Origin of the sequence: Variovorax sp. RKNM96, assembly GCF_017161115.1 — a bacterium.
GTDB lineage: Bacteria > Pseudomonadota > Gammaproteobacteria > Burkholderiales > Burkholderiaceae_C > Variovorax.
Window position 1 is genome coordinate 3,699,479 of sequence record NZ_CP046508.1, and the last position, 12,413, is coordinate 3,711,891.

Genomic DNA, 12,413 nt, shown 5'->3' on the forward strand with positions numbered 1-12,413 from the left:
GCGGACGCGCTCAGTCCGCGTGGTTCATGTCCGCGCAGTTGTGCGGGTCGGCACGGCACAGCTTCTCATAGGCGACCACCGCCTTCCTGCGCTCGTGCAAGGCCGCCGGCGTGCGGAACGGCGCGAGGATCTCGCCGAGCGACATGCTCACGCCGTTTTTCACCACGTACTCGACGGCGGCCGCGGCCTTCAGGTCCTGCAGCGGATTGCCGCGCACGATCACCAGGTCGGCCAGCTTGCCGACCTCCACCGTGCCCAGGTCCTGCTCGACGCGGCTCATCCGCGCGGCGTTGATGGTCACGTCCTGCAGTGCCTGGTGGTTGGTCGCGGCCATGCCCGCCGCGCGCAGGTTGGTCTGCAGCGCGATGCCGGGCGCGACCAGCGGCGTGTCGGTGCCGATGGCCAGGAGCCCACCCGCGCGCTGCACCTTGGCCGATTGCTCGGCGTCCTTGCGGGCGAGCTGCAGCACGGCCGGCGTCGGCGCCTTGGTGTCACGCAGGCCCGTGAGGAAGTTCGGCGGGATCAGCAGCTTGAAGCGGTCGTCGCTGGTCATCAACGGGTCTTCCCCCACCAGCGCGAGCGAGGAGAACAGCGTGTCGACCAGACGGAAATCGGCCTTCGCATGCAGGTCGTACGCGTCCTGGTAAGTGAAGCCGCCGACCGACTTCGACCAGCCATAGCCCATGCGCTGCGTCGCCGACAGGTGCGTGGTGCCGCCGATGCCGGCCGCCGCGCCCGGCGCCAGCATGTGCGTGCCGGTGGGCACGCCCATGTCGAGCCCGGCCTGCGCGATCTTCGCCATGATCGGGATCGGCGCACGCACGTACGACTTCAGGTAGTCGACGCCCATGGCCTTGGCCTTCGCGATCTCCAGGTCGGCCACCTCGGGCGTGCGCAGGGTCCGCGCAAAGCTGTAGAAGAGCCGGTTGCCCTCCCACAGCGGCGGCGAGACGAACAGGCGCGGGCCCACGAGGTTGCCCGCCTCCAGCGCCTCGCGCATCTCGATGCTCTGGTGCAGCGGCCCCGCGACCGACTGCGTCGAGGTGATGCCATACGCCAGCATCGAAGCGGCCACCTGCCCGTACTGTCCGCCCTGGTACAGCGTGAGTGGATGGAAGTGCGGGTCCCACAGCCCCGGCATCACGGTGAGCGCCGAGGCGTCGATGTACTTGCGGGCACGCCGCGCAGCCGCCGGATCGTGCGGGCGAATCGCCGTGATGCGGTTGCCGTTGATCACGATGTCGACATCGGTGCGCAGGGTCTCGCTGTTGCCGTCCCACAGCCGGCCCGCGCGCACGATGGTGGTTCCGGTCGACACGGCCTGCGTCCACGAGAGATCGAGCGGAATTTCCCTGGCGCCCGAGCCGTCGGCCGCGATGGTCTTGAGCTTGTCGGTCGCCTTGTAGAGGATGGTGCGCGAGTCGCCCGCCCACGAAGGCATGTCCGCCGCCTCTGCCGCGAGCCTGATCGGCGCGCCGAAGAGCGAGCCGTCGGGGTTCAGCTGCATCACGCACAGCACCGAATCCATGATGAAGGCGACCTTGGTGCCGTCCGGCGAGACGACCGCGGCGCCCTCCTCGCGGTCGGAGATCTGCATCGGTTCCTTGGCCACGGCGTGAAAGGTGCCGGTCCTGGCCGCGATGTCGATCACGCGCAGCTTGTTGTAGCCCTCGCGAAAGCGGTTGTTGATGCGCTCGTTGTCCACCAGCACCACCCGCTTGCCGTCCGGCAGCCACGAGGGCGTGCTGACCTGCGAGCTCACCTGCGCGATCACCACCTGCGGGGTGCGCGAGGCGATGTCCCACACCTCGAGCTGGCCCGAACCGGTGGTGTAGGCGATGCGGTCTCCGGTCGGCGACATCTTCGGCGTGACCATCGACTTGGCCTGGATCGCCGCAAGGCGCGTGCGCCGCTTCGAGCCGATCTCGACCTGGTCGATGGCCAGTGCGCCGCCGTTGCCCTTCTCGGTCGAGAAGTAGACGGCGCGCCCGTCGGGCGTGAACTGCGGGCTGCCGTCGCGCGCCTTGTCGTTGGTCAGGCGCACGGGCGCCTGGCCGATCTTCATCACCCACACGTCGTTCAGCGCCACGAAGGCCACGCTCTGGCCGTCGGGCGAAATCACCGGTCCGCTGATGCCGCGCACCGGCTGCGGACCCATGGCGTTGAAGCCGCGGTCCTTCTGCTTGTCGATGGCGGGCCGGCGCACTGTCAGCGTCGCGCTGAACGGCACGTTGGCAGGCGCCTCGCCGGCGGCGTTGCGGATCTTGATCTGCCCGTCCGCCGTGTACAGGAAGCGGCCGTCCGCAAGATGCCGGACCGGGAACGGGAAGAAGTCTTCGTTCTGCGCCACGTCCTTGCCGCGCACGCTCAGTGTCTTGCGGTCGGTCTGGAACACCAGGCCCGAACCGTCGGGCGCCCACGCGGGCATGGTGCCAGCGCCGACAAGCTTCGGCGCCTCGGTGCCGCCCACGGGTCGGGTGAAGACGCGGGCCGTATCCACGAAAGCCAGCTGCTTGCCGTCGGGCGAGAGCGCCGGGTTGCTCTCCGCGCCAGGGCCCGAGGTGAGCATCGTATAGACCGAATCCAGCGATACGCGCCAGATCTTGTAGTTGCCGTCGTTGCTGCGGTCCGATGCGAAGACCAGGCCCTTGCCGTCCGGCGTCCATGCCGGTTCGCGGTCGTCATAGGGGCCGGTCGTGATGCGCCGCAGGCCCGACCCGTCGGGGTTGACGACCCACAGGTGGTAGTTGCCTTCCGCATCGTAGTTCTGGAACGCGACGAGGCTGCCATCGGGCGACCACACCGGCGCCGTCGGCTCCATGTCCCAGCCCGTGATGCGCGTGGCGATGCCGCCGCGCAGCGGAAGCATCCAGAGCGCGCCCATCGCGGTGAACGCGATGCGCTTGCCGTCGGGCGACGGCGCGGCCGCCATGTTGGTGCCTTCGTGGAATTCCACCGACACATCCTTGGTCGAGCCTTGCAGCGTGTTCACGCTCGTGATCGGCACGGCGGGCTTCGTGACGCCCGTGGAATCGGTACGGGCAACGAGGCCGCTGCTGCTGCCGCCGCATCCGGCGATCAGCACCGAAACGGCCGCGGCAACAGCCAGGGCCGGCGCGTGTTTGCGCATCTTCTTCATGAGGGAGGTCTCCTGTTGGTCTTCTTGTTCCGCACATTCGCCTGCGGACGAGCGGCACACCGGGGGCGCGCCGGCTCACTCTGTGTGTGCTTTCTGACAGCGCGCTTACCCGTTACCGGTGGAGACCAAGCCGCCGCCACGTCGTAAGCTTCGGCGTTGCATTGCGCCTCTCGCGTAATGAATTCGTTGCAAGCCTTCTTCCATGATTCGAACCCTCCTGCGTTTTTCCGGCCGCCTCCTGGCCTCGCTCGCCGTGCTGCTCACGGCCGCATGGGCCTGTGCGGCCCTGTGGTACCAGCTACCGGCAACGCCTGCCATCAAGATCGGGGCCGTGGTGCTCTGGGCCGGCTTCGGCCTCGCGGCGATCGCGCTGCTGTGGCGCGGCAAGGCCGCACGCGCCCTGCTCTCCTATGCCGTGGGCTTCGCCATGGTGCTCGCGTGGTGGGGCACCATCCTGCCTTCGCAGGATCGCGTCTGGGCCGACGACGTGGCGCGGCAACTCGTCGCACGCGTCGACGGAAACATGGTCACGATGGAGAACGTGCGCAACTTCGACTGGCGCACCGACACCGACTACACCCCGCGCTGGGAAACCCGCCGCTACGACCTCGACCGCCTTCGCTCGGTCGACGTGTCGCTCTCCTACTGGACCGGCCCGGCCATCGCCCACACGCTCGTGTCCTTCGGCTTCGACGACGGCCAGTTCGTCACCTTCTCCATCGAGATCCGCAAGGAAAGCGGCGAGAGCTTCTCGTCCGTCGGCGGCTTCTTCAAGGAGTTCGAGATGAGCCTCGTCGCGGCCGACGAGCACGACATCCTGCGGGTGCGCACCAACGTGCGCGGCGAAGACGTCTACATGTACCGCGTGCGCCTGCCCCAGGCCGAGATGCGCTCGCTGTTCCTCGGCTATCTGAATGAAGGCGCGGCGCTGGTGCGTGCGCCGAGCTTCTACAACACGATCACCGCCAACTGCACGACCATCGTCTACGCGCTCGCCAGGCATGTGGTGCCGGGGCTGCCGATGGATTGGCGGCTGCTGGCGTCGGGCTACCTGCCCGACTACCTCCACGACGTGGGTGGCCTGACACCGAGTCACGACATGGCGCAACTGCGCGCGGCCGGACGCATCACCGAACGCGCGATCGCCTTCGACAAGAACCCCGGCACGGACAGCTTCTCGCAAGCCATCCGGCGCGGGCTGCCGGGCGCCGACGCGGGGAGCAAGCCGTGATGCGCTCGCGCTTTTGCTTTTCTTCATTGCTGTTGTGCGCCGCCCTGCTGCTGACCGGCTGTGCCGGCGTCACGGTCGGCTCGATCTCGCCCTCCGAATACCTGGCGCAGCGCCGCGGCGACGTGCTCATCACCGGCAAGCTGAGCACCTCGGCGCAAGAGGTGCTGCGCGTGATCGGCTCGGACGCCGACCAGTGCACCGCGGACGGACAGGCCTGCCGCCAGGCGCTGGCCGACTCCACCGGACTCAGCGACGAGCAGCGGCTCTCCGCCCTCTCGGAAGTCTGGCTGCAGGTGGCGCTCAAGGCCGGCAAGGCCGGTGGCGCGAATGCCGGCCCCTCTGCGCCCGAGACCATCGAGGCCTACCTGGAGACCGCGCGCCATGCCTACGCCTACCTGTTCTTCACCACGCGCAAGCCGCGCGACCGGGCCTTCGAAGACCGCCAGACGCAGGTGCGCGACTACTACAACTACGCGGTGCAGCAAGCCATCACCGGCCTCTTCAGCCGCTACCGCCAGAGCGGCCTCGCAGGCGACGATGCGCTGCCGCGCGTGCCGCAGGTGGGCGCCTGGCGCATCGACACCGACCTGTCCGCGCTCGAACTGCGTCCCGACGATCCGGTGCCGCAGGCGCTGATTCCCGCCGCCTCGCTCACCTTCTCGGGCCTGCGCAATACCTACCGGCGCGATGGATTCGGCGCCGAGCTGGTGGTGGAGACCAACCAGCCGGCGCCCTCGCCTCCTTCGCCCCTCTCTGCGGACAACAAGACCGAGGACGACACGCCGCCCTACAGCGAGATGCCCTTCCCCGGCCTTACCGCGCTCCTGCGCTTCGAAGGCGCGGACCTGCGCGCGGTGCTCGCCACGCACACCGCGCGCATCGTGGTGTTCGACCCCTACCGCACGTCGACCACGCGGCTTGCCGAACAGGACATTCCGCTTGCCGCCAACTTCACCTCCGGCTACGGCCTCTGGCTCGCCCGCTCCGACTTCGCACGCCAGGCCCTGCGCAGCCTGTTCGGCAGCGCCGACGGGCTCACCCGGCCACGCATCTACCTGATGCAGCCCTACGACCCGAACCGGCGCACGGTCATCATGCTGCACGGCCTCGCGAGCAGCCCCGAGGCGTGGATCAACGTGGCCAACGAGGTGCTGGGCGACGAAACCCTGCGCCGCAGCTACCAGATCTGGCAGGTCTACTACCCGACGAACGCGCCGCTGCCGATCAACAACTTCGCGATCCGCCAGGCCATCACCGAGACGCTGGCGCACTTCGATCCGGGCGGCCAGGCCGAGGCCTCGCGCAACATCACGCTGATCGGACACAGCATGGGCGGCGTGCTGTCGCGCCTCTTGGTGTCCTCGTCGGGCGACAAGCTGTGGGACGCGCTCCTCACGAGCTACCCCATGCAGGGCGCGCAGCAGCAGCGCATCGAGCAGCGGCTCGCGCCCTACCTGCGCTTCGAGCCGCTGCCGCAGGTGAGCGATGCGATCTTCATCGCCTCGCCGCACCGCGGCACGCCGTTCGCCAACAACCGCGTGGCGCGCTGGGTGGCCAACCTCATCACGCTGCCGGTGGCAATGCTGGGGCAGCTGAACGACATTTCGCGCGATCTGATGCGCATCGCGCCCGGCAAGCAGGACATCGGGCCGTTGCGCATTCCCAACAGCATCGACAACCTGAGCGACCGCGATGCCTTCGTGCAGATGTCCTCGGGCCTCCCGATGAACCCGCGCGTGCACTTCCACTCGATCATCGGCAACGACACGCCCGGTGTCGCGCAGGCGCTGTCGAGCGACGGCATCGTGCCCTACGAGAGCGCGCACCTGGATGGCGCCGCGTCCGAGCTGGTGCTTCGGTCGGCACACAGCGTGCAGGAGAACCCGCTGGCCATCCTGGAGATACGGCGCATCCTCCGGGAACAACTGCTGCTGACACCACGTTGTCAGGACACCCCTGTCAAGCTTCCTTCCGTGGGCGCGGCCGAAGGACGGCCCTGCTCGCGATGAAGCAAGACAAGGAAACCCAGTGACCCATTCCGCCACCGTTCAAAACTACTCCTCCGCCTGGGCCCAGGCCAGCGAACGGGACATCCGCGAGGCGCTGGCGCTGTGCTGGACACCCGCCAGCACCTACACCGACCCCATCACGCCGACCGCCACCGGTCCGGAGGAACTGGCGGCGGTCATCCTCGACTTCCGGGCCCGCTACCCCGGTGCGTTCATCGTGCCGGCCAGCCAGCTGGACGTGCACCACGCGGTCGGCCGTTTCGCATGGCTGCTGAAGTCGCCAGTGCCGCTCGAAGTCGACGGCACGGCCTATGGCCTGGAGATGGACGGCTTCGACTACGTCGAATTCTCGGAGGACGGCAGCAGGATCCTCAACATCACCGGTTTCTTCGGTCCCCTGCGGGCACAGTGAACGTAATACTGGCGTGCGTTAATAGCGCCCCATGGACAACTTGCAAGCATTGCAGTCGCTCGGCATCACGCTGCCGAGCCCGGCCTACATCTTCGGTGCCGTCCTGTTCGGCCTCGCGGGCATCGCGGCGTACAGGTACGGCAAGCGTTCGGGCCGCAAGCGAAGCAAATGGATCGGCGTGGCGCTGATGTTCTATCCCTACGCGGTCCCGTGGACCTGGTTGCTCTACGTGGTCGGCATCGCGCTGTGCGCAGGCGTCTTCATCGACCGCGATTGAGCACGCGCAGCCCCGCCCACACCGCAAACAGCACGCTCGCACCGAACACCCAGCCCGACAGCGCACCGGCCATGGTGCCGGAAAGCAGGTTGCCGACCGTGCAGCCGAGGCCGGTCATCGCGCCCCATCCGAGCAGCACGCCGCCGCCAAGGCCGCGCACGATCTGGCCCGGCTTCGGCCATGCGGGCTTGAACTGCCCGCTCGCAAGCGCTGCGGCCAGCGCACCGGCCACGATGCCGCCGACCAGCAATGCATTGGGCGTCTGCCAGAGGCTCTCGACCACGGCTGTGACGCAGCCGCCGAAGCCGTCGAGCCCGTCGAGCCGCTGCGGCAACATGCCCTGCGCGTTGCCGAGGTCGCGCGCGGCGCTGCCGAGTGCGGCCGTCACGCCCAGCGGGCGCAGCCGCAGCACCACGATCACCGCGATCGCGCCGACCGCGAGGCCACCCCATCCATACGCCCAACGTCCCTGCAGCAGGCCGCGCAGCGCCGCGGCAAAGTTGCGGGGCGTTGTTGCCGGCGCTTCGGTCGTGGGCAGCCGTCGCCAGAGCGCGGCGCTCAACACGCCGAGCAGTGCGAGCTGCAACACGGCCGACCCCGCATAGCCCAGGTGATGCGGCAGCCACACCACCGGCGCGGTGGCGATGGTCGCGCTGTAGAGCCAGTTCCAGCTGTTGAAGCCCAGCAGGAAACCGCCCGCCGCTCCCAGCAGCGCGAACGGCGCGGTCGGCGAGCCTTCGCCCAGCCGGTACCAATGCGCGCTGATGCACGAGCCAGACATCACCATGCCCGCGCCGAAGGCCAGGCCCGCGAGCACCAGCGCCCAACTCACCGGGCCGATGTGCGCATCGGGCGGCAGGCGGCCCGGCTGCGGCACCGGCAGCCAGCCCGTCATGACGACGTGCATGCCCACCGTGCCGACCGCGAGCGCAGCGACGATGGCGAGCAACCCGCGCGCGTCGCCGCCCTCGAAGTAGTCGCGCGCATGGCAGTAGAAGCAGAAGCGCGACCGCTGCAGCACCACGCCAAGCACTGCGCCCAGCCCGAGTGCGAACGCGAGCGCCCGGCCGCCGCTGCGCTCGCCGAGCAGGTGCACACCGGCGGCGATCAGCAACAGCGTCGCGGTTGCGGCTACAAGGCCGGTGCGAGAGAGTGAAGGCGATGAAGTGGCCATGTCCGTTCCGGGTCATCCATAAAAAAAGCGAGCCCGAGGGCCCGCTCAAAAGTCGTCCATCAAGTTGGCGGTAAAGACAACCTGACTCCGACTCACCTCGAACTCATTCGTCAACCTGTTTGGAAACCTGTCACTTGGAAGCCCAGACCGTGCCGCTCGGGTTGTTGACCGGCACACCGACGGCGTTGCCGTATTCGGTCCACGAGCCGTCGTAGTTGCGCACGTTCTTGTAGCCAAGGATCCTGTTGAGCGCGAACCAGGTGTGGCTCGAACGCTCGCCGATGCGGCAGTAGGTGATGGCCGGCTTGCTGCCGTCGATGCCCACGCCCGCATAGAGCGCCTTCAGCTCGGCGGCCGACTTGAAGGTGCCGTCTTCATTGACCGCTCGGCCCCACGGCACGTTGGCCGCGCCGGGGATGTGGCCCGCGCGCACCGCCAGCTCGGCGGCGCCGGCGGGCGCGAAGATCTTGCCGCTGTACTCGTCGGCCGAGCGGATGTCGACCAGCTTCGTGTCGCTCTTGCCTTCGGCCACGGCCAGCACGTCGGCCAGCCGCGCGCGAATCTGCGGATTGGGTTGCGTCACCTTGAAGCGGGTGGCGGCGTACTCGGGCGCGCGGTTGTCCAGGCCCCGGTTCTCGGCTTCCCATTTCTTGCGGCCGCCGTCGAGCAACTTCACGTTCGACAGGCCGTACTGGTCGAACACCCAGGCGCCCCATGCCGCGAACCAGTTGTTGTTGTCGCCGTACAGGACGATGGTGGTGTCCTTGTCCACGCCGGCGGCGGACAGCAGCTTCTCGAAATCGGCCTGGCTCACGATGTCGCGCCGCACGCGGTCGTTCAGGTCGTTGTGCCACGAGAAGTTGACGGCGCCGGGGATGTGGCCGCGCTCGTAGAGGCCGGGGTTCACGCTGACCTCGATCACGCGCAGCTTCGGGTTCTTGAGGTTCTTCTCGAGCCACTCGGTCGACACGAGCGGGCCGCTGCCGTCGGCCGATGCCTGCGCGAACGCAACGGGCGAGGTGGCCAGGAAGGTCAGCGTGGCGAAGGACGCGGCTCGCCACCATCTGCTGAGAATCGACATGCGGGACTCCTTGTGAATGATCATGAAAAACGAGACTGGACTCTAGGCAAGCGCGCGCCGATCACCAACGAAGCGTTTGCGATAAGTCCATAACCAATTCAGCGAATACACCCAACACAATTAAGGGAAGCCGCATCAATCTGCCAGCAGCGCGGCTTCGCGCACGGGCTTGGGCTCGGCGGGCGCATGCCATCCCAGCTTCGGTGCGATGCGGCGTGCGAGGTCGTCCAGGATCTGCTCGTACTCTTCGCTCGCAAAGTTGTAGGGCAGCTCCACACGCAGTTCGCTCACCTGCGGCAGCACCGGATCCTTGCGAAGCCGCTCCAGGATTTCGTCGGACGTGCCCACGAGGTCCGTCGCGAAGAGCGTGCGCCGCTCGCCCTGCGGCGTGAGCGTGCGCTCGACGCGGCCCGCCGCGAACTCGCGATAGCGCTTTCGCGTGGCCGCATCGGCACCGTCCAGCGGCACGATCACGCGGCCCAGCGCCACCCTGCCCGCACGCGGCCCGGCCTCGCTGGCGCGATAGCGTTCGATGAGGGCCGACTGCGCCTGCAGGAAATCGTCCGTGTGCTCGCCCGACAGCACGTTGCCCAGGAGCAGGTTGAATCCGTTGCGCCCCGCCCATTCGGCCGAACGCAGCGAGCCGCCGCCGTACCAGAGCCGGTCGATCAGCCCCGGCGCATAAGGCTGCACACGCGGACGCACGCGCCCGCCGGCCGACTCGACGAAGGTGTCTTCGTCACCGAGCAGCACGTCTTCCAGGTTGGCCCTGAGGCGCGCCACGCGCTTGTGCGTGAAGTCGATGGTGTTGGGCGCCACGTCGTAGAAGCGGCTGCCCAGCAGCGCACCATGCGGCGGCACACCCGCGCTCAGGCCCACCTGCAGCCGGCCGCGCGAGAGCACGTCGACGGTGGCCAGGTCTTCGGCGAGGCGGAACGGGTTCTCATAGCCCATCTGGATCACCGCGGCGCCCAGCTCGATGCGGCGCGTGCGCTGCGTCGCGGCCGCGAGGATGGTCGTGGCCGATGACACGCCGCGCTCCAGGTGCCGCTGCCGCACCCAGGCGCTGTCGAAGCCGCGTCGCTCGCCGAATTCGAAGAGCTTCAGCGCCGCCTCGAGGCCGGCCAGCGGATTCGCCTCGGCGTAGTTGCCGGGCGTGAGAAAGCCGATGTGATGGATGGCCACGGTGTCGCCGCTTTCAGAACTTGGGCAGGCCGGGTGGATTGATCTCGGACTTCGGCAGCGCCTCTTCCGTGAGGCTCCAGCGCGCGAGCGCCTTGCCGTAGGTGCCGCTGCGGATCAGGCTGTTGGCCGCGACGCTCAGCGCCGTCGCCAGCCCGCTGCCCTTGCGCGTGGCGATCGCCACGTCCGACTTCAGCGGCCAGCCCGCATTCACCGTGCCGACCAGCCGCAGCTGCCCGTTCTTCGCCGCCTCGTAGGCCTGCGGCGCGTTGGGGTTGAAGTTGGCATCGACGCGCTTGGTCGTCACCGCCAGCCAACGGGTCACATCGTCGTCGAAGTACTGGATCGCGACCGGCTTCAGGCCCGCGGCCACGTTCTGGCGGTCCCATTCGAGCAGGATGCGCTCCTGGTTCGTGCCGGCGCCGGTCGTGAGCTTCAGGCCCGCCACATCCTTCGGCTCCTTGATCGATTTGATGGCGCTGTCCGTACGCACATAGAAGCCGTGCAGGCCGAGCCGGTAGGTGGAGAAATCGAACTTCTCCTTGCGCTGCTCGGTCACGCCCACGTTGGAGATCACCGCGTCGTACTTGCCCGAGGCCAGGCCCAGCGGCCAATCGGCCCACGCGACGGGCTGCAGCTCGAGCTTCAGGCCCAGCGACTCGGCAATGAGGAGTGCGAAGTCGGGATCGAAGCCGACGACGGTTTTCGCGTCGGTGGCATAGGTGGAGATGGGCGGCGCGAACGGTGCGATCGCGATGGTCAGCACACCCTCCTTCACGAACTTGAAGCCCGGTGGAATGGCGTTGACCGCTTCGGCGTCCTTGGCCGTGTGCAGTCGGCCTTTCTGCTCGGGGCTGAAGTCGAACTTGTCGGCGGCGTGCACCGTCGTTGCGGCCATCAGGCCGAAGGCGACCAGCGCGCCCACTTGGGTCTTGAAAGACATGGTGGCTTCGGCCTCAGTTCTTCGGCAGGCCCGGCGGATTGGTGCGCGCCACCTCGATGGCTTCGGAGCTCAGGTTCCAGCGCGACAGGGCCTTCGCGTAGTTGCCGTTCTTGATCTGCGCGTTCAGCGCCACCGTGATGGCCTCGGCAATGCCCGAGCCCTTGCGGGAGGTGACTGCGATCTCGGCATTCAGCGGCCAGCCACCTGAGACCAGGCCGGCGAGCCGCGTCTTGCCGTCGCGTGCCTCGTAGGCAGCCAGGGCGTTGGGGCCGACGTAAGCATCGGCGCGGCCCGACTGGAGCGCGAGGCGCTGCACCACATCGTCGTCGTAGTACTGGATCTCCACGGGCTTCAGCCCGGCCGCGATGTTCTGCTTGTTCCAGCGCAGCAGGATCTGCTCCTGGTTCGTGCTGGCCGACACGATGAGCTTGAGCCCTGCGATGTCCTTCGGCTCCTTGATCGCGCCGAGCTTGCTGTCGGACTTCACGTAGATGCCCAACTGGTCGTTGCGGTAGGTGGAGAAATCGAACTTCTCCTTGCGCTCCTCGGTCACGGTCACGTTGGACACCACCACGTCGAACTTGCCCGACTGCAGGCCCAGCGGCCAGTCGGCCCAGACGGTGGAGACCAGCTCGAGCTTGCGGCCCAGGCTGTCGGCCACGAGCTGTGCGATGTCGGGTGCATTGCCCACGGGCGTCTTCGTGTCGGTGGCGTACGCCGCCAGCGGCAGCCGTCCCGTGGTGGTACCCACGACCAGCACGCCCTCCTTCAGGAACTTGAAATCCTTGGCGAGCCTGACGGCCTCTTCCACCTTCTGCGAACGCGGGCGGCCGGCCTGTTCCGGGCTCAGGTCGTCGGCGGCGGCAGCTCGCTGAGCCGATGCGGCCAGGGGCATCAGCATGGCGACGCCCAGGAGCGCGGAGAGGATGTTCTTGCGATGGATCATGGGAAGGATTTCAGTCAGA

Annotated in this window: 10 protein-coding genes; 4 read left to right on the top strand and 6 right to left on the bottom strand. The window is 68.0% G+C overall.

Translation table 11 applies throughout. The features are described from left to right. Positions 1 to 10: 10 nt before the first annotated feature. Positions 11 to 3,139 carry an amidohydrolase family protein gene (locus GNX71_RS16915; protein ID WP_206173386.1) on the bottom strand — a complete coding sequence of 1,043 codons (3,129 nt, stop codon included), beginning with the start codon at positions 3,137 to 3,139 and terminating at the stop codon, positions 11 to 13. 202 nt (positions 3,140 to 3,341) lie between these two features. On the opposite strand from GNX71_RS16915, the gene GNX71_RS16920 reads away from it, so the two are divergent. From GNX71_RS16920 to GNX71_RS16935, 4 genes are read left to right on the top strand one after another with little or no spacing between them, the layout of a single operon-like run. Continuing rightward, entirely contained in the window at positions 3,342 to 4,370 is a 1,029-nt protein-coding gene (locus GNX71_RS16920; protein WP_206173387.1) for a DUF4105 domain-containing protein, read from the top strand. Continuing rightward, a complete protein-coding gene (locus GNX71_RS16925; protein ID WP_206173388.1) occupies positions 4,370 to 6,379 on the top strand; it encodes an alpha/beta fold hydrolase in 2,010 nt (669 codons plus the stop codon). Before GNX71_RS16920 ends, GNX71_RS16925 begins: the two co-directional genes overlap by 1 nt. A gap of 19 nt (positions 6,380 to 6,398) precedes the next feature. Further along, entirely contained in the window at positions 6,399 to 6,791 is a 393-nt protein-coding gene (locus GNX71_RS16930) for a hypothetical protein (RefSeq protein ID WP_206173389.1), read from the top strand. A 31-nt stretch (positions 6,792 to 6,822) separates the two neighbouring features. Continuing rightward, positions 6,823 to 7,068, top strand: coding sequence for a hypothetical protein (locus tag GNX71_RS16935; RefSeq protein ID WP_206173390.1), 246 nt, complete (start codon positions 6,823 to 6,825; stop codon positions 7,066 to 7,068). Here GNX71_RS16935 and GNX71_RS16940 read toward each other — a convergent pair. From GNX71_RS16940 to GNX71_RS16960, 5 genes are all read right to left on the bottom strand, one after another. Beyond that, complete coding sequence (locus tag GNX71_RS16940; RefSeq protein ID WP_206173391.1) at positions 7,052 to 8,242, bottom strand: YeeE/YedE family protein; 1,191 nt, start codon at positions 8,240 to 8,242, stop codon at positions 7,052 to 7,054. The genes GNX71_RS16935 and GNX71_RS16940 overlap by 17 nt on opposite strands. A gap of 130 nt (positions 8,243 to 8,372) precedes the next feature. Beyond that, a complete protein-coding gene (locus tag GNX71_RS16945) occupies positions 8,373 to 9,323 on the bottom strand; it encodes a sulfurtransferase (protein ID WP_206173392.1) in 951 nt (316 codons plus the stop codon). Between the two features lie 135 nt (positions 9,324 to 9,458). After that, entirely contained in the window at positions 9,459 to 10,508 is a 1,050-nt protein-coding gene (locus GNX71_RS16950) for an LLM class flavin-dependent oxidoreductase (protein ID WP_206173393.1), read from the bottom strand. A gap of 13 nt (positions 10,509 to 10,521) precedes the next feature. After that, positions 10,522 to 11,403, bottom strand: coding sequence for an ABC transporter substrate-binding protein (locus GNX71_RS16955; RefSeq protein WP_241027324.1), 882 nt, complete (start codon positions 11,401 to 11,403; stop codon positions 10,522 to 10,524). 58 nt (positions 11,404 to 11,461) lie between these two features. Continuing rightward, on the bottom strand, positions 11,462 to 12,394 hold the full coding sequence (locus GNX71_RS16960; protein ID WP_206173395.1) for an ABC transporter substrate-binding protein: 933 nt from the start codon (positions 12,392 to 12,394) through the stop codon (positions 11,462 to 11,464). Positions 12,395 to 12,413 lie beyond the last annotated feature (19 nt).

Bases quoted from the DNA above. Each gene is read 5' to 3' on its own strand.
- GNX71_RS16940 (WP_206173391.1), bottom strand. From the start codon at position 8,242: ATGGCCACTTCATCGCCTTCACTCTCTCGCACCGGCCTTGTAGCCGCA.
- GNX71_RS16945 (WP_206173392.1), bottom strand. From the start codon at position 9,323: ATGTCGATTCTCAGCAGATGGTGGCGAGCCGCGTCCTTCGCCACGCTG.
- GNX71_RS16935 (WP_206173390.1), top strand. From the start codon at position 6,823: ATGGACAACTTGCAAGCATTGCAGTCGCTCGGCATCACGCTGCCGAGC.
- GNX71_RS16925 (WP_206173388.1), top strand. From the start codon at position 4,370: ATGCGCTCGCGCTTTTGCTTTTCTTCATTGCTGTTGTGCGCCGCCCTG.
- GNX71_RS16960 (WP_206173395.1), bottom strand. From the start codon at position 12,394: ATGATCCATCGCAAGAACATCCTCTCCGCGCTCCTGGGCGTCGCCATG.
- GNX71_RS16915 (WP_206173386.1), bottom strand. From the start codon at position 3,139: ATGAAGAAGATGCGCAAACACGCGCCGGCCCTGGCTGTTGCCGCGGCC.
- GNX71_RS16955 (WP_241027324.1), bottom strand. From the start codon at position 11,403: ATGGCCGCAACGACGGTGCACGCCGCCGACAAGTTCGACTTCAGCCCC.
- GNX71_RS16920 (WP_206173387.1), top strand. From the start codon at position 3,342: ATGATTCGAACCCTCCTGCGTTTTTCCGGCCGCCTCCTGGCCTCGCTC.